General features: G+C 67.8%; 9 protein-coding genes. 2 read left to right on the forward strand and 7 right to left on the reverse strand.

The window, feature by feature from the left end:
• The 5 genes from RN729_RS13455 to RN729_RS13475 all read right to left on the reverse strand — a co-directional run.
• A partial coding sequence (locus tag RN729_RS13455) for an Ig-like domain-containing protein (RefSeq protein ID WP_310785544.1) occupies positions 1-2,306 on the reverse strand: 2,306 nt, incomplete at its 3' end.
• Positions 2,307-2,473: 167 nt separating this feature from the next.
• Positions 2,474-2,707 carry a hypothetical protein gene (locus RN729_RS13460; protein WP_310785546.1) on the reverse strand — a complete coding sequence of 78 codons (234 nt, stop codon included), beginning with the start codon at positions 2,705-2,707 and terminating at the stop codon, positions 2,474-2,476.
• A 182-nt stretch (positions 2,708-2,889) separates the two neighbouring features.
• Positions 2,890-3,669: an endonuclease/exonuclease/phosphatase family protein gene (locus RN729_RS13465; protein ID WP_310785548.1), complete on the reverse strand. Its 780-nt coding sequence runs from the start codon at positions 3,667-3,669 to the stop codon at positions 2,890-2,892.
• Between the two features lie 232 nt (positions 3,670-3,901).
• Positions 3,902-6,511 (reverse strand): IPT/TIG domain-containing protein, encoded by a 2,610-nt coding sequence (locus tag RN729_RS13470; protein WP_310785550.1) that lies wholly within the window; start codon positions 6,509-6,511, stop codon positions 3,902-3,904.
• A 26-nt stretch (positions 6,512-6,537) separates the two neighbouring features.
• Complete coding sequence (locus RN729_RS13475; protein WP_310785552.1) at positions 6,538-10,293, reverse strand: Ig-like domain-containing protein; 3,756 nt, start codon at positions 10,291-10,293, stop codon at positions 6,538-6,540.
• Between the two features lie 164 nt (positions 10,294-10,457).
• On the opposite strand from RN729_RS13475, the gene RN729_RS13480 reads away from it, so the two are divergent.
• Positions 10,458-12,812: an ATP-binding protein gene (locus tag RN729_RS13480; RefSeq protein ID WP_310785554.1), complete on the forward strand. Its 2,355-nt coding sequence runs from the start codon at positions 10,458-10,460 to the stop codon at positions 12,810-12,812.
• Between the two features lie 186 nt (positions 12,813-12,998).
• Here the strand turns inward: RN729_RS13480 and RN729_RS13485 are convergent, their stop codons facing one another.
• Together RN729_RS13485 and RN729_RS13490 are read right to left on the reverse strand one after the other, a co-directional pair.
• Entirely contained in the window at positions 12,999-15,368 is a 2,370-nt protein-coding gene (locus RN729_RS13485) for an ATP-binding protein (protein WP_310785556.1), read from the reverse strand.
• 287 nt (positions 15,369-15,655) lie between these two features.
• Positions 15,656-16,615: a site-specific integrase gene (locus RN729_RS13490; protein ID WP_310785558.1), complete on the reverse strand. Its 960-nt coding sequence runs from the start codon at positions 16,613-16,615 to the stop codon at positions 15,656-15,658.
• A gap of 202 nt (positions 16,616-16,817) precedes the next feature.
• Between RN729_RS13490 and RN729_RS13495 the strand changes: the two genes are divergently transcribed.
• On the forward strand, positions 16,818-18,215 hold a 1,398-nt coding region (locus RN729_RS13495), incomplete at its 3' end, for a fibronectin type III domain-containing protein (protein WP_310785560.1).

Raw genomic sequence — 18,215 nt, forward strand, 5'->3', positions numbered from 1 at the left:
TCGTTCCCTGAAAGAGTCAGGTCTTTGAGGTTGGCGAGATTGCCGAGTTCGGCGGGGATCGGCCCCGTCAACTCGTTGTCCCAAAGAATCAGGAATTCGAGATTTGCGAGATTGCCGAGTTCGGGCGGAATGGATCCCGTCAGCGGGTTCCTTGAAAGACCCAGGTTTTTGAGGTTGGCGAGATTGCCGAGTTCGGCGGGGATCGGCCCCGTCAACTCGTTGTCCCAAAGAATCAGGAATTCGAGATTTGCGAGATTGCCGAGTTCGGGCGGAATGGATCCCGTCAGCGGGTTCCTTGAAAGACCCAGGTTTTTGAGGTTGGCGAGATTGCCGAGTTCGGCGGGGATCGGCCCCGTCAACTCGTTGCCCCAAAGAATCAGGAATTCGAGATTTGCGAGATCCCCGAGTTCCGATGGAAGTGTTCCGGTCAGCTCGCTTTGTGATACAACCAGGTTTTTCAGGTTCGCGAGGCGGCCGAGTTCGGGCGGAATGGATCCCGTCAGGCGGTTTGTACCCAGCCAGAGTGTCACGAGACTTCCGAGGTTCCCCAGTTCCCGTGGGATCGATCCCTCCAGCTGGTTATTCCAGAGCGACAGCGTGTCGAGCTTCGCGAGCGCCCCGAGTTCAGGCGGAATCGGGCCCGTCAGATTGTTGGTGCTCAGAAAGAGCGCCTTCAGTTCCGTAAGAGCCCCGAGTTCGGGCGGGATCGTTCCGGTCAGCCCTTCCTGGTATCGCGGCGCGGCCGGGCGAGAAGCGAACGTCGCAGGGGAGCCGCGCGCCGACTCGGGGCGTCCGCGAACCGCCGCACCGGGATCCGCCATGCCTGGCGTCTCGCGCCAGGAGTCGAGAGCCGGACCAGCACCCGGTTCAACGCCTGCTTCGAAGCCCTGGTCGCCTGCGCTGCTGGCCACGGCGCGATTTCCGAGCAGATTCAGCACCTCCAGGCTCTTCAGGCGTCCGAGTTCGGGGGGGATGGCGCCCGTCAGAGCGTTGTGGTGGAGGTCCAGCACCCGCAGAGCCGTCAGGTGTCCGAGTTCCGTGGGGATGGTACCGGTCAGTTCGTTGTGGCCCAGGTCCAGCCTGGTGACCCGGCCCCGTTCGTCGGTCGTGACGCCGTACCACTCGCCTACCGGCGCGTCCGTGCCCCAGTGGTCCGACCTCACCCAGCTCGATCCGCGCGTCCCGTCGAAGAGCGCCATCAGCACCTCCGCCGCGGAGGTCACGTTCTCGCTCCGGGTCGCCGCATCCGGCGCCCCGGCGATCTCCGCGCCGTCGGGCACAACGGCCATGCTCTTCGTACCGGTCAGTTGTATCCAGTCATGCACGGCGGTCAAACCCGCCGCGCTCCGGTTCACCAGCCAGACGCCGGTCGCATGCTCAACCACATCCCGCAGCACCACGCCGCTCAACAGGGAGGTCTCCGCGTCGAGCCGGAACAGTTCATCGGCGTCACCCTCGCCCGCGTAGGCCACGAAGTATCCTCCTTCGTGCCCCAGCCTGATGTCGGTGAACTCGTCCGCTTCCTCCCTGACCGCCTCCGAGGCCCCCGACATGTTCGTGATCCGGACCCACTCCTGCGCCTCGCGGTCGAACACCGCGAACTCGTAGTTGCCGGACCGCCGGTCCGAGCCCGAGTCGTCCAGCGTTCCGAGCACCAGTCGGATCGCCGTGTACCGGCTGTGTCCCGTCAGGGCGACCGCTCCCGGGCTTGCCTCGCGTGCCTTCCGGCCCATGCGCGCCCGGATCGTCCACTCGTTCACCGCGGGCGTCGACGTCCGCTCGGCGATCCCCATCCGGCCCGCTGTCCGGTTCGTCACACTCAGCACCCCCTCGCGGACGGTGACCTCCGCGTTGTGCGCCGGCTTCCAGCGTTCCTGGCTGGCCGGCGTGCCGAAATCGTCCCGGAAGCCCCCCGCCTCCACCACGATCGCGGCCGACCCGCTCACACCGTCGTCTCCGGTCGTGGCCGTCACCGTCGTGCTCCCGTCACCGGTGGCCGTTACGAGGCCCGTCTCGTCCACCATCACCACCGTTGCATCGCTCGACGTCCACGTCACCACGGCGCCGGTCATCACCTGGCCATTCTGGTCCAGCACCCGGGCCGTCAACTGCGCCGTCTGCCCCAGGGACGCGAGCGTCGCCGTCGCCGGCGACACGGTGATCGATGTCGCCACCGGAGGGGGTGGTGGGGGCGGGGCTACCGGGTCGTCGTCCCCGCAGGAGAGCGTCGCGAGAAGGACCAGGGGTGCCGCGATGAGGCGACGGCCAGCGGCTTTTCCGGAGGCTGGAGCACGGTAGATCGACATCCTGCAGTTCCCTCCCGCCGAGTGTCAGCGGTCGCATGGCCGTCTGAGTAGCGGGACCGTATGGCCCCGCGGGAGAAGAAAGGTGCGAAGGGCAAGTGGCGATCACCATTACCAATTTGAGGTATATCGGAGCGAACGGAGATGCCGAAAATTCCGCACCCGTCCTGTCAGCGGGGAATCGGGATGCCGCGGCTGAACATCACGTCGAGGCCCGGCTGCAGGTCGGTCGCGGAGCCGCCGGGCCCGGAGAGCGTCACGCTCGCGAGGCGTTCGCCCCATCGAGGCTCGGCGGGCAGGGCGAAGGCGAAGGAAGCCCGCCCGTCGCTGTCGGCGTCGTTCGGCATGTCGAAGCGGAACGAGAACAACTCGTCGCCGGCGGCGACTCTGCGCTGCTCGACCACGTCACCCCGGCGCCCGCCATCACCGGCCCGTTCTGGTCGCGCACCTCGGCCGCGCTGCGCTCCTATGGCGGCTTCAAGGCATCTCAAGCTCTCCGCCCCACGGGCGGATATTCGTCAGCTTGAACGGCGCCGCCACGGCAGGGAGCTGAGATGGCGAGGAAAGAGCGGTAGCGGCGCCCCTTTCAGTCGAATGTGCATAGAATGGGAAGGTGGTCGCTCAACCTCGGCTTTCGGTCGAAAACCTCCTCGTGACGCGGCACTCGGGCCTCGGACAAACGCTCGAGCAGCGGCGTGTTCACGTAGCAGTAATCCAGCTGATGCCGCACGCTCTTCGTCCAGGTCTGAAATGTGGGCGCGGGTCCGCCATGATGATGACTCAGACAGTCCGTCAGACCGAGGGTCTTCAGCCGGTCGATCAGTTCCTGCCCCCCTTTGTGCTTCACGGAGCGGTTGAAGTCACCGCCGACGATCCAGTTCGTATCGTCCGAGATACACGCAGCGCGGAGCAACGCCCAGAGGATTTCCGTGAACCAGAGCCTGGGGTTGGTCACCAGCTTGATGCCCGACACATCCACATCGGTCCACAGACGCGGTGGGATGGGAAAGGACGGCGAGTGAACCGAGACCACGTGGAACCGCTCTCCCGAGTCAAGCGTGGTCTTGCACCCGACGATCCAACCGTACCGTTCCGTGTAGATCCTGTCGACCCACGCCGACCCCGACTCCAGGTAGGGCGTTGCATCGATCGACCCCTTCGAGAGGACCGCCGTCGAAAACGGAGCGTTGTGGCCCCTGAAGTACCGTGGGGAGACGGGGTGGCACTCGTAGCGGTCCTGGATCCACATGGGAATTCCCGTGACTTCCTGAAGCAGGACGATGTCCGCATCCTCGCGCTGAACCGTCTCCCATAGCTCGCGACGGGCTTTCCCCGCCTTGTTGACGTTCCATGTCAGGAGCTTCATTGGGTCGGATCGCCGGACGGCGCCGGCCCGGAGCGCGTGACTCGAAAACCTCCGCTCGCAGCACAGTGCCGGAGTACGAAGGATCTTTGATCGGCCGGCAACCGGATGACGGTCGGTGCGTAGTCGAATACGATCCGCCTCACGAAGCACTACCTTTCGGAGCCCAACTTTCTCCAAGCCACCCGCCGCGCACTCCTTTCCACACGCCATCTCCTGCCGAACCACACGATCATCAGCGGATCCTCAGAGCCCACACTGACATGTGGCCGGGAAGGGAAGCGCCGCCTGGGGACGTGACCCTGAGGCTGGTTGGCCCTCGCGCACCGGGCGGGCTCCAGTGGAGGTAGAAGGTCGAGCCAGCACGAACGCTCCAGTCGCCGTGAACCGAGGCGGTTGTCGATACCCAGGGGCGAAGTTGGGCGCCCTCGCTGAATTGGCTCCAGACGTCGGCGAGATCCCAGGTCGTCATGCCGTGGGCCTCCCAGCCGTTCAGGTCCAGCCAGAGAGTAATGTAGAAGTCGGCCAGGATTCGTTCAGATCGCCAGGCACTGACCTCCTCCAGCGCGGTGAGCCCGGAGGCCGCCGACTGGTTTAGCCGACGCAACAAGGCCTGTTCTCCGCCCGCGTACTCGCCCCCCCAGCGGTCCATGGCGTATCGGAGCACCATCGACGGAACATCATACACTGCCCTGCCAGATCCCTTGCACGGCCCATCATTGCCCTCGTATACGAAACCCATCCAGCTGCACTGCTCGGGCGCGTCCGGGACGCGGCGGAGGCCGTCGGGGTCATCCGAATCCAATCCGAAGAAGTGTGCCATCCCGCGCGCCCAGTCCCGATACCAGTCAAGTCCACGCCGAAAGGCCGCACTACCCAGATTCTGGCCCGACCCGTGCCCGAACACCCGATCCGCCACCAAGTGCTCCGAGAGCGTAGCGCCACCTTCGATCTCCCAATTGGAGTACCCCGCCCCGTCGAACACCTCGGCTCGCGCCTGCACCAGATGCGTCATCTCATGCGTCAACAGCGGCGGGTAAAAGTCCAGCGCCTCTTCCCTGGTCCAAGGGTGCCCGAAGACGCCCTCGGGGTCGGGAACGCGGCCGAACAGGATCTCGGCATGATTGCTGGTGCCGCAGTCGTCTACCGGATAGAGGTCGCCGAACCAGGTCCAGCCGCCGACAAGGGTGTCGTCGCCGTCGCTCAGGTTCACTTCCTTGGTCATCAGGACGAGCACCCGGCGGTTCCCGTCCACATCGGAGAGACCGCCATAGTAATCGTCGTGAACCGGCTTGATCTGGGTGGCATATAAGGCGTCCAGTTCGGCGAGTTCGGGCTCCGTGAAGCCGTCGGCCGGGTTGTCGATGTCTTCGAGCCACAAGGCGTTCTTGCCGCTGAACCGGACCACGGCTCGGACCCGGCCACGGGACGAGCAACCACCCACGAACTTCGCATCCCCGAACAAAGTCAGGGTATCGTTCGCGAGCAGGGAGCGGGACAGTGGTGCGCCCCTCATCGGAGATGTAGGAGGGCCCAGCTGCCGGACTAGCGCCGCGTTCGCGGCCATGATCTCGTTGTGCCGCGCCTGGTCAAGCTTCGGCCCTGCTTCCTCCTGGCTGAGAGTCACTGACGTGCCAGCGGATGCCGGCGGTGGCGGTAGCACTCTTGCCGCAGAAGCTTCGGCCACCTCCTCCGCCCGGCGAAGCGGCCGGAACGCGACCACGGCCCGTGCGGGATCGAGAACCGCCGCATCTCCGAGAACGCTCGTCATGTGAACCGGTGTAAGCGAGGACGGCGTCTCCGAGGTGGAAACGACGCCGATGATGTACTCCCCGCCGGAAGCATCTCCGGGCAGGTGGACGCACCCGTTTCCGCCATGTGTGTAGCGATAGGAGCCCAGCGGCAGGGCGAGGTCCTCCGGAGTACGGGGCGTCACGCCAACGATGCGCGTCTCGCTGAGGCCGAGCACGGTCACGCTCAACGGGGCTCGCCGGGCGGGCAGGCAGTCGCCGTGCGGAACGGTCACGGACAGGCTGGTCCGACTCGCGGCAATCACGGTGGCCGGCTGGCCATCGATCGAAACGGAATTGTACTCAGGGAACCGCGAGAAGCCGGAGCCCGTGATCGTCGCGTTTGCACCCTCGAGCAGGACACCTGGTTCGACGTCCGAAATGACGACCGGAAGCTGGGCCTCGGAGGTCACCGCAATGCTCTGGCTGGCGTTCAGGCCATCGCCATCGGTCGCGGTTACCGTCACCGTCGCAGCCCCGGGCGTGACGGCGAGAATCGCGAAGTCGTCTCCGGTTACCGCGGCGAGCACGACGGACGAATCCGTCGTACCGATCGTATAGGTCAGAACGTCGCCATCCGGATCGGTGAAGTAGTCAGTACCGGTCCAGGCAGGCTCCTCTCCGACCGTCAGGCGCTGCGGAGGTATCGAGTCCGTCACGATGGGTGCGCGGTTGGGAACGACGACCGGGAAGCCCTGATCGGCCGTCAGTCCGCCGGGATCGGTGGCGGTGACGCTGATCGTCGCCTGCCCCTTCGCCACGGTCCGGACCGTCAGCGTGCTGCCCGACACCGACGCGGCGGCGACCAACGCCGCGTCGGTACCCGGTGTGTAGGTCAGGGCGTCACCATCGGGATCGCGAAAGTAGTCATCCAGGTTGAACGTGGCCGAATCACCCACGGCGAGTTCGAGCGCAGGTACGGTTCCCACCGCCACCGGTGCTCGGTTCGGCGGAGGCGGATCGGGGGGCGCGGTCGGTTCGCCACCGCACGTGGCGACAGACACGCCCAGGAGGACGACAAGCGTCCCCAGGATCGCAGCTTCTCTTGGAGTCATGGACGTTGCTCTTGGAGTCATGGAGGTCACCACTGGTCCGCCGAAGGAAGGCCTCGGGAGACCAGCACCTCGAAGTCAGCGACTTCCCGGAGCGCCGAGGCAATCCGGCCAGGGTCTCCCGCCGCCCCGGCAAGGATCCCGAGGCGACCGCCTCGGTTCGCGAGGTCACGCAGAATCCCCCGTACCCGGCCGGTCCGAGGGTCGCGAAGGAGAGCCGTGGGCGAACTGCTGGCTTCGTCGAGCGTCGCGATCCCTCCGGGCGCGGAGAGTTCAATCGCCTCCAATTGGTTTGCCCAGGCGGGTGTAACCGGGAGGGCGAAGACGAATACCGATCCTCCGTCGCCGTGCACCACCTCGGGCATGCCGAAGTCGATGGAGAACAGCTCCGCACCGGCGGCAGTCCGGCCCCTCAATGTGTAGGGACCCTCCGAACGGGGGAGTGCCACCGGAGCGTCGACAACGAACGCGGGGTCGAGGAATGGGACGCCCGAAGCGTCCACGCCGCCCCAAACCAGGAGCGTTCGATCGGTGTCTTGCGCGGGTGCCGCCGCGAACGCCGCGGACGCCTCCTCGTGAAGGCGCCGGTCGAGGGTCTTTCCTACGTCGTAGGTGCTGATCCAGCGCGGATGGCAGTTGCCCATCACGTCCGCGGTCTCGGGAGGAACGAGCTCATTGCTGGGGGGGTCAAAACCCCAGGCGCCGATCTTGCCGGCCCGATCCGGAAAGTCCGGGTCGGGCCCGTCTGCGCCACCGCAGGGGGCATGCCTGAGATCCATATTGTGCCCCAGTTCGTGCGCCACAGTCGTGGAGTCGAGTTGCGCCAGACTGCTCCGGCCGGGACGGAACGCCACGCCGCCGAACCCGAAATCGAGCGTGAGAGATGAGGGTAGCCCCCCCATGTAGTATCCCCGCCCACCTTCCATCACTCGGGTGGCCTCGATTTCGTGAAGGAGTTCCGAGCCGTCGGCTGCGGAAGTGAAGAAGGTCTCGCGTACTTCCAGCGTAAACTCCGCGACTGGCAACCAGAACCGAGTCGGCCAAAACATGGGATCCCCCACCGTGAACCTCGCGATGCGCTCCAGGAACCCGCTCTCGGTTTGGCCCGGCCGGAGGACCGGCAGATATGTCAGGTGAAGCGGAGGCACGGTTCTGACGTCGATCGTCTGGCGGCCACTCTCCGGGATACGTCTCGTTATGCCGACCTCGGCGCCGAGAGTATTGTCGGGGTCAACCTCGATGACGAGTTCGAGGCCCGGCTGCAACACGTCGGCCGGAACTTCGGCATTCGCCGACGCACGGAGGCTGCCCTCCCCCACCTGCGCCGGCACCGTTCCGCGCGGGGCTGGAATGTCCACGGCGTGGACCTCCTCCCCGCCCAGGTAGAACCTCGCACGCACCGGCGGGAAACCCACCGATTCGCCGTCGGGAGCGGTAAGGAATACGCGGAGCAGTGCCGGACGGTTGGCGATCAAGGGAACCGGGAAGTCGAGGGATTGAACGGCCTGCACGAGGTATGCGGCGGGGAGATCGTTTCGGCAGCGGGCGACGCGACGGTTCGCGACCGTGCCGAGCCAGGCAAGAAAGTCCGCATCTGCCGGAGCGCACAGGGACGTTCCCTCGGCGAGAAAGGTGGCCAGGTTTCCGAGATTCGCCAACCCGGTCGGAAGGAAACCGGAGAGGCCGGGGTTGGCGTTCAACCTCAGTTCCCGCAGCTCTACGAGCCCGGACAGTTCGGGAGGCAGGGGACCGGCCAGGGCGTTGTGTGACAGCGAGAGGAGCTGGAGACGGGCCAGATTGCCCAGGGTGCCGGGGACGGACCCGGTCAGAGCGTTGCGGTGCAGCAGCAATCGCTCCAGCGACTGGAGCCGACCCAGCTCCGGGGGAATCGCACCCTCGAGGTTGTTGTCCTCAAGCCGAAGCTGAACGAGTTGCGCCAGATTTCCGAAACGTCCGGGGATCTCACCCGTGAGGCGATTGGAATTGAGCCACATGAGCTCGAGGCCGGAGAGGTTGCCCAGGTCGGGTGGGATCGGGCCGGTCAGGGCGTTGAATTGAAGCGCCAGAATGCGGAGTCGGGAGAGGCCGCCCAGTTCCGGCGGAATCGGACCCGTCAGGTTGTTGGCGCTGAGCCACAGCCGGTCGAGTTTCTCGAGGTCCCCCAGCTCGGGGGGGATCGGTCCCGTCAGGGCGTTGGCTTCGACCCGCAGTCCCTCGAGGTTGGAGAGGCGTCCCAGCTCGGGCGGGATCGGGCCCGACAGGTCGTTGTGTTGCAGCGACAGATCACGGAGTCGCCCGAGGCCGCCCAGTTCCGGCGGAATCGGACCCGACAGGTCGTTGCCATCGAGCCAAATGAACTCGACGTACCGGAGGTCGCCGGTCTCGGGTGGAAGGCGGCCGGCAAGTCCGTTCCCGCTGAGCAAGAGTTGCCTGACGCGGCGGTCTGCGTTCACAGCGACCCCGAACCATTCCGAGAGAGGGCGTTCGCTTGCCCAGTTTCGACTTTCGGTCCAGGCGTCGCCGTTCGTCGCCTCGTAGAGCGCCATCAAGGAGGCCCGGTCCGGGCTGAACACCGAGATCCGGGCCGCATCTCCAACGTCACCGATGGCTGCGGTGATTTCGGCCGTCCCTTCGCCCACGCCGCGAAGCACACCCGCTGCGTCCACGGTCACGACCGACGGGTCGCCGGACGACCAATCCAGCGGCGCTCCGATCACGAGGTGCCCATTGGCATCGAGGGCCTCGGCCGCGAGCCGCAGGCTGTCGCCCAGAAGCAGTGTGTCAGCGGACGGCGTTACCGTGAGGCTGTGCGCCACCTGCATCACCTCGACGGCCATTTCGCCGGAGGCCCCTTCCGACGTCGCGGTGATCGTTGCCGCTCCGTTCGCCACCGCCGTCACCAGACCCGCGGCGTCTACCGTTGCCACCTGGCTGTCGCTGGCTGTCCACGTGACCTCCTCGTCCGGCATTGGCCGTCCGGCCTGGTCCTGCACTTCGGCCACCGGTCGCAGGGTGTCGCGAAGCGCGGCGAAGACCGCCGTGTCGGGGCTCACGGCTACCCAAGTGGGCGCTGGCTCCACCACTTCCAGTTGTGCCCGCCCAGTCGCCCCGGACGATGTGGCCGATATTTCCACCTCTCCCAATCTGATCCCCGTGACGAGACCCGCCTCGTCCACGACCGCCACCGTTGTGTCGCTCGACGCCCAAACGAACTCGGAGCCGTCAACGGCGTGACCGTTCGAATCCCACGCCTCGGCCGCGAGTTGAAGGGTGGTGCCCGGTAGCACGACGCCGGTCACCGCTTTCAAGGCAACGGCGCTCACCTGCTGGGCCACCGTCACCGTGGCGCTCCCCGCGACCGCCCCCACCGTCGCAGTGATGGTGGCCGTGCCGTTGCCGTCGGCCGTCGCCAGACCCGATGCACTGACGGTCGCGACCGGCGTGTTGTTGCTCGACCATGTTACGGTCGCGCCCATCACCTGCCCGTTCTGGTCGCGTACTTCGGCGGACAGCTGGACGGTCGCACCCAGCGCGGACAGCTCGCTCGTCGCCGGGCTAACCGTAACCGTCGTCGGACGCGGAGGATCGGACCGAGGTGCCGGCGGTCCCGTCCCTCGGTCGCCACCGCAGGCGTGGGCCCAGGCGATACAAGCCAGCGCCAGAGGAGCCAGGCGCGGGGCTGGGCCGCGCGTCGAGTGACGGCTCGGGCCTTCGACTCGCAGCACGGTTATGGAGATGCCCCTGGCTGTAGATTGGACAGGCGGAAGAGACGATCTGTCCCCCACGGCGGACCCCTGAGTATACTATGTTTATTGTGCGTTAAACGTGATGTGTTGGGCATTTTGCATGTCTTTTATGTAACTTCCTCTGCGGGGGGCGCGCGGCTTCCTGCTGCGGGTCCGGTCGAAGGCCGGTGGGCACCGCGTGATCGTGAGAGAGGAGCGGAGCATTGGACGATCGAGACCCGACCGGGCCCGGCCGCGGGGCCTCAGGTGATCGCGCCTCCCGGCTGAGCGCGGCGATCCTTCGCATCAACCAGAGCCTCGACCTTGCTACCGTGTTCGACGAGGTGGTCGACAGCGGCTGCGCGCTCACCGGTGCCCGCGCCGGGTTGATCACGACGATCGACGAACGGGGAGAACTCCGGGAAATTGTCATCCGTGGCCTCTCTCCGAAGGAGCACCGGGAGATGTTGGCGTGGCCGGATGGGGACCGGCTCTTCCAGCATCTGAGGGACCTGCCGGCGCCGCTTCGGGTGGCGAACCTCCCCGGCTATCTGCGCCGCCTCGGCTTCTCCTCGATCCCGTGGAACTCGAGGACGCTGCAGGCGACCCAAATGCACTCCCGGGGCGAGCATCTCGGGAGTTTTTTCCTCAGCGACAAGGAGAACGGTGAGCCGTTCACGAGCGAGGACGAGGAGATCCTGGTCCTCTTTGCCTCGCAGGCGGCGACGGCGATCTCCAACGCGCGCTCGCACCGCGAAGTCGAACGGGCGCGGCGGGATCTCGAGGTGTTGGTCGAGACGTCGCCGGTCGGGGTGATGGTTCTCGACGCGAAGACCGGACGCGCGGTCTCGTTCAACCGCGAGGCGTGGCGCATCGTCGATGGGCTGTGCACCCCGGGCCACCCGCGCGAGGAACTCTTCGAGGTGGCTTCCTGGCGGCTCGCCGACGGGCGGGAGGTCTCGTTCGAGGAGTTCCCACTGTCGGACCAGTTGGAGAACGCCAAGACGATCCGGGCCGAGGAGATCGTGCTGTCGGTACCGGACGGACGGAGTGTGCGGACGCTGATGAACTCCACGCCGATCCGCTCGGAACAGGGCGACGTGGTGTCGGTGGTCGTCACCATGCAGGACCTCGCCCCGCTCGATGCGCTGGAGCGACAGCGGGCAGAGTTCCTCGAAATGGTCAGCCACGAACTGCGCGCCCCGCTGACCTCGATCAAGGGCTCGACTGCGACCGCGCTCGGAGCCGCCTCGGTCCCGCCCCAGGCCGAGCTGATCCGGTTCTTCCGCCTCATCGACTCGCAGGCCGACCACATGTACGGCCTCATCGCGAACCTCCTGGACGCCGGGAGCATCGAGGCGGGCACGCTCACGGTCGCGCCCGAGCCCTCGAGCGTCGCCGCCCTGATCGACCGGGCCCGCAACACGTTCCTGAGCGGTGGTGGCCGCCACGCCGTCCTGATCGACCTTCCGCGAGATCTGCCGGAGGCGATGGCCGACCGAGAGCGCATCGTGCAGGTGCTGGGCAACCTTCTCTCGAATGCGGCGCGGCACGCTCCCGAGACCACCCCCATCCGGATCGAGGCAGCCCACGCGGACGGATACATCGAGATCTCGGTATCGGACGAGGGGCGCGGGATCCCGCCCGACCGACTCCCGTACCTCTTCCGCAAGCGTGCCGGTCTCGCAGGGGGCTACGCCGAGAGCGTCACAGGCGGCACTGGGCTCGGGCTCGCGATCTGCAAAGGCCTCGTGGAGGCGCACGGCGGACGCATTCGGGCCGAGAGCGGGGGGACGGGCCAGGGCGCACGCTTCTCCTTCACGATCCCGGCGGGCGGGGCCTCCTCCGCGCAGGCAGTCCCGCGCGGCGGATGGCCGGACGGGCCGGGGGGAAGGGAGGAGAAGCCGCGGATCCTGGTGGTGGATGACGATCCACAGATGCTGCGCCACGTGCGGGACATCCTGTCCGGAGCAGGCTACGAGCCGCTCACGGTGGGCGATCCCGAAGGGCTCTCCGACATCATCCACACGGAGCGCCCGCGCCTAGTTCTCCTGGATCTGGTGCTCCCGGGGCCGAACGGGATCGAGCTGATGGAGCAAGTCCCGGAACTCGGCGATCTCCCGGTCATCTTCATCTCCGGCTACGGCCGGGACGAGACGATCGCCGACGCCCTCGCCAGTGGGGCGGTCGATTACATCGTCAAGCCCTTCTCACATACCGAACTCGTGGCGCGCGTCCGCGCGGCGCTCCGGAGCCGCTATGAGCCCGAGACCTTCGTGTGCGGCGATCTGGCCATCGACTACACGCGCCGCCGGGTCACCGTCGCCGGCCGGCGGGTAGCCCTCACGGCCAAGGAATTCGACCTGCTGCGCGTCCTGTCGGTCAACCGCGGTGGGGTGGTGACCACGAAGACCCTCCTCCGCCAGGTATGGGGGCTCCGGGGCTTGAACAACACCAATCGCGTCCGCGCGGTGGTCAGGAAGCTCCGGGCGAATCTAGGGGACGATGCGGACGCGCCCGCCTACATCTTCACCGAGCGCGGGGTCGGTTACCGGATGGCGAGCCCCGGCGAGGCGTAGGAAGCGTGCACGGATAACTGCCGGATCCGCGAGGGGATCGGGGTCGCGGAACGAATGGAGGGACTCCGGATCGGCCTTGGGGTTCCTATCTCAGCGTCTTATGCGTCCGAACGTCGGAAGCTCGTAAAGTCTCCTGGTGATGAACTTCGCGCCGCACTTCGGACACATCCACACGGGGCCGGTGCCCTACCGTTGCCCCGGTGGGCACCCACCGGCCGGGTCGGCGCGCCGGTCGGGCATCGGCGGTCCCGGGCTGGCGATGCGGTAGCCGACGCCGTGCTCGTTGAAGATGTAGGCCGGGTCGGCCGCGCTGTCGCCGAGCTTCCGGCGTAGCTTCTTGACGGCGGTGCGGACGCGGTCGGTGTCATCGGCGGCCCGTCGTCCCCACACCTTTCGGAGCAGCGTCTCGGTGGTGACGGTGCGTCCGCCCGCGGCGGACAGGACGCCGAGCAGCTCGAACTCGATGGCCGTGAGCCGGACCTCGGCGCCGGCCACGCTCACCCGCTTCCGGTCGTGATCGATGGCGAGGTCTCCGTGCACGAGCGTCTCGGGCCGGGCGTGTGCGCGGAGCGCCGCCTTGACCCGTGCGGCAAGCTCGGTCGGCGAGAACGGCTTGACGATGTAGTCGGCCGCGCCGCTTTCGAGCGCCCTGGCGATCGTCTCGTCGCGGCCGTAGGCGGAGATGAAGATGACCGGCACGTCGGAGAGTTCGGGCAGCTGTTTCATCAGCTCGATCCCGTCCGTTCCGGGCAGGATGAGGTCGAGCAGCACGAGGCGCGGCTTCTCGGCGCGGATGATGGCGGCGATCTCGCCGGGCTCGCCCGTGGCGACCGGGGCGTAGCCCGCGTCCGAAAGGACGTCGCGCACGTAGCGCAGCGTCTGCGGGTCGTCGTCGACCACCAGGATGCGCCCGCGGTGCATCCGGCCGGCAGCCGGGCGGGGCGTGGCAGCCTCGGGTGCATCCTCCCCGGAGATGGGTAAAGTGAACGTGAACCGGGCGCCCCGGCCGGTGCCCCCGCTCTCGGCGCGGATGCGGCCGCCGTGCGCCTCGACGAGTCCCTTCGAGATCGCGAGCCCGAGCCCGGTCCCTTCCGTAGGGCTGACACGCTTGCGGAACAGGTGCCCCAGCCGGTCGGGCGGGATCCCCCGGCCCTCGTCGGAGACCGAGACGGCGACGCAGGCGCCCTCGCGCGCCGCCTCGACGCGGATCGGCGAGGCCGGCGGCGAGTGCCGGGCGGCGTTCGAGATCAGGTTGTTCAGGACCTGCACGATGCGCTCGCGGTCGGCCATGGCGGGCGGCAGGTCGGGCGGCAGGTCGATGAGGACGGGCTGGCGGCCGCCGCCGCTCACGAACGTGTTGCGGGCCCGGTCGACGAGGGCCGCCACGTGCGTGGGCTCGGGCTGGACGGTGAGCGTGCCCGCCTCGATGCTCCCGGCGTCCAGCAGGTCCGCGATCAGGCCCCGCATGTGGTCGGCCTGGGCGCCGATGATGCGGAAGAACTGCACCATCTCGGCCTGCGACGGGAGCGGCTCGGCGTCGAGCACCGTCGAGGCCGAGCCCTTGATCGAGGTGAGCGGTGTTCGCAGCTCATGGCTCACCATGCCGAGGAACTCCGCCCGCTGCCGCTCCAGCTCGTCCAGCGGCGCCAGGTCCTGCATGGTGACGACGACCGATACGATGCTTTCGTCCGGCGAGCGGATCGGCGTGACGTTGACGAGCACGCGCACGCTCCGCCCGTCGGGCACCGAGAGCTCGACCTCTTCGGCGCGCAGCGGCTCCGCGTGCCCGAGCTGCCGGGACAGCGGCAGCGCTTCGAGCGACACCTCGCGCCCGTCGGCGTGCCGGGCCGTGATCACCTCGAGCAGCTGCTCCGGCGGGCGGCCCGGCGTGCGCAGCGCCTCGACGATGCGCCGCGCCTCGCGGTTGAACGAGAGCGGATGGCCGGTTGCGGCCTCGAACACCACCACGCCGACCGGCGAGGTCTCGATCACCGCCGCCAGGTCGGCCCGCGCGCGCTCCACGTCCCGGTGGATGCGCGCGTTGGCGATCGCCGCGGCCGCCTGCGAGGCGAACAGGACCAGGATCTCCTCGTCGGCGCCCGTGAACGCCCCGCCGTCCTCCTTGTCGGCGAGAAAGAAGTGGCCGAGGTGCTCGCCCCCGCGGTGCATCGGGGTGCCCTGGAGCGTCTTCGAGCCCCACGGGTTCGGGGACATGCCGAGCGAGCGCAGGTAGTCGTCCACGTCCGCCACCCGGATCGGCGCGGGGAGGTCGCGCAGGTGCGCGAACAGCCGCGGCCCGTCGGGCCACTCGACCATCTCGCGGCGCTCCTCGGGCGCAAGGCCTGAGACGACGAAGTCCTCGACCCCGCCCGACGGGTCGATCGTCGTGATCACGCCCATGCGCGCGCCCGTCAGGGCCCGGGCGCTCTCGACCACCTCTTGGAGCACGGTGGGCAGGTCGAGACTCGCGCTGACGCGCAGGATCGCCGCGCTCAGGCGCGAGGCGCGGTCGCCGGAGGCTCCGTTTTCCGGGCCGCGCACGTCCGGATCGCTCAACGCTGCACTCGCTTCCAAGGGGGTCTGACGGAGCCGAAAACAAGGCTTCGGCCGCTCGGTCCGCACGCGTGGGGCGGACCCGCGGGGAGCGAAGGATAGCGCGATCGTCACGGAAAGTCACTAACGGGCCACCGCGAATGCCCGATAATTCACAATATGCTCACAACTTGGCGGTTATCTTGAAAAAATAGCGGGTGATAATTGGTAGTTATCAACCGCTAAACCGCCCGGCGACGACGATAACGGGTCGGAGTCAACGGACCAAATGTTTTCGCCCGGCGGAGCGCTCAGCCGCGCTTCTGGAGCCGGGCCAGCTGGGCGGCGCCGTTGCGCCTGGCGAGCAGCCGCTCGCCGTAGCGCTGCACCATGCGGACGCTCCTCCAGCGCCCGGCCTGCATGATGGCCGGCAGCTCGATGCCCGAGGCGATCATGTCCTGCGCGGCGCCCACCCGGGGGCTGTGCCCGGAGAGCCGCTCGACGACCTCCGCCCGGACCCCGGCGCGCTTGGCCATGGCCTTGTAGATGCGCGGCACCTGGCCCGGGTGGAGCGCCCCGCCGAGGGTCCCGTCCTTGCGCACGGAGCGGAAGAGCGGCCCCTCGGCGACACCGCTCTCGGCGAGCCAGACCTTCAAGAGCCTCACGCTGTCCTTGTGGAGGTACAGCACCGCGCCTCCCCCCTCCGGATCGGTCTTCGCCCGGCGCACGAGGACCGACGCCGAACCGCCCCTATCCACGGTCACGTCAACGACTTCTAGCGCCACGAGCTCGGAGCGGCGCAGCATGGCGTCGTAGGCCACGGCCAGGATCGCGCGGTTGCGGACGTCGATCAGCCGGGAGCCCCCGGCCCCGATCAGCCGCTGGCGGAGCGCCCAGGTCAGGCCCTCGACCTGCTCCTGCCGGGACCCCTTCCGGCGTCCCATCCGCCTGAGCGCCCACCGCACCTCGGCATGCTCCGAAGGGCTCCGCTCCCCGGCCGCCCGGTGCAGCGCGGCGATGCTCGAGACGTGGCGCCTCACGGTGGCGGGAGCGAGGCCGCGCGACACCTCCTCGACGTAGGCCGCGACCGCGGCCGGGCTCGCCGGCAGAGGACTCAAGTCCCGCTCCGCGCACCACGCCGCGAACCGTTCCAAGTCCGCCCTGAGCGCCCGCACGGTGTTGGCGCTGAGCGAGCCGTCGGCGGCCGCGTCGAGGTACTCGCCGAGGGGCCCGGCGGGGGTCTCCGGGGGTCCGATCCGGCGCTCACCCACGCGTGACCGCTCCGTGGCCGGAAGGTTGTGACCGCTCACTCAAACCCGATGTCGGAATTTCCATAAGTAGCTATGGGACAGAGAGATAAGTGCAAACGGATTACGGTTGATAACTACCAATTATCACCCACAATCCAGCACGGGAGCGAGCGCGCCGCACATGGGGGCCAGCGACTGCCACATACGGGAGACGAGCCCGGCGGTGTTCCGGGCCGGGGAAGATCCGGGGGTTCCGCTGCCCCCGGCGGCCTCAGTCCGCCGGAAACTTCCCGGCCTGGTGTGGTTGGCGGCCGGCCTCCTGGCGGGTGCGGCCCTGCTCGTGGGCGCGCGGGGCGCGCATGCCCAGACCGTGATCTGGGAGGCCGAGATGGTGGCGGAGGAGTTTGGGACCTTGGGTTGCTTCGGGTACAGCCATGCGGATGATGCCGGAAGCCTGTCGGACCGCACCATCACTTACAAGGACGACACCTACACGATCGAGAGCATCTGCGACCGTACGTTCTTCGATTTGAGAATCGTTCGCGACGGTGCGGATCTCCGCGACCTGTTCACGTCCAACGTGAGTTTCGACATCGACGGCACGACCTATAACCGCACTCATGTTGGAACTGTCCAGCTGCTCCTCTTGCCGTCTCCAGTGGTCCTGGCCGACAGCACCTACACCCTGGAGATCACGACCACCGCGCCCGGGGCGCCGCAGAACCTCACCGCGACATCGGTCTCGGCCAGCTCGATCCGGCTGAACTGGGCCACGCCATCGAGCATCGGCGGCTCCGCGATCACGGGCTACGACTACCGCACCTCGACCGACGGCGGCGGGACCTGGGGCGGCTGGGTCGCCATCGACAACAGCGCGAGCCTGACGACCGATGACGTGGAGGGGCTTACCGCCAGCACCACGTACACCGTTCAGATGAGGGCGACGAACAGCTCGGGCGCTGGGCTGTACTCGGAAACCGCCGACGCGACGACGACCACTGCGTGCGGGGCGCTGCCGGAGGTGACCACCCACGCGAACGGTTCCGAGACCCTGTACGCCGGGTGCCTGCTGGTGGGAGAGACGCCGAACGCGAGGGACCCGAATGTCTCTGACTTTGGGTACGGCCGCAGCGACGGACTCGGCAGCCTCGCGCCGAACACCTTCGCCGCGGGGTCCGAGACGGTCCGGATCACCGCGTTGCGGCTCGAGTCCTCCCTAGTGAACCTGTATGCCAATCCCAGCGGCGTCTACTCGAACTTTTCGGCGCTCGGAACGGTCGAGGAACTCGAGAAGCGGCTCGTGCTGCACCTGGACAGCCACACGTTCCCGTTCAGCGACGGAAACGTCACCGAGTGCTGCTCGGACTGGCCCCAGGGGACCCTGAGCTGGTCGGCCGGCGACACCGTCGTCGTCAGGCTGGTCCGCCTGTCCGAGCCCTCGGCTCCCGAGACGCTGACGGCGACGGCGGAGTCCTCGACGCAGGTCACGCTGTCGTGGAGCGCACCGGCGCAGAGCGGCGGCGCGGACGTCACCGGCTACGAATACCGCGCCTCGACCGACGGCGCGACCACCTTCGGCGAGTGGACCGCGATCGAGAACAGCGCGGGCCTCACGAGCGCC

The sequence above is a fragment of the Candidatus Palauibacter polyketidifaciens genome (assembly GCF_947581785.1).
Taxonomy (GTDB): domain Bacteria; phylum Gemmatimonadota; class Gemmatimonadetes; order Palauibacterales; family Palauibacteraceae; genus Palauibacter; species Palauibacter polyketidifaciens.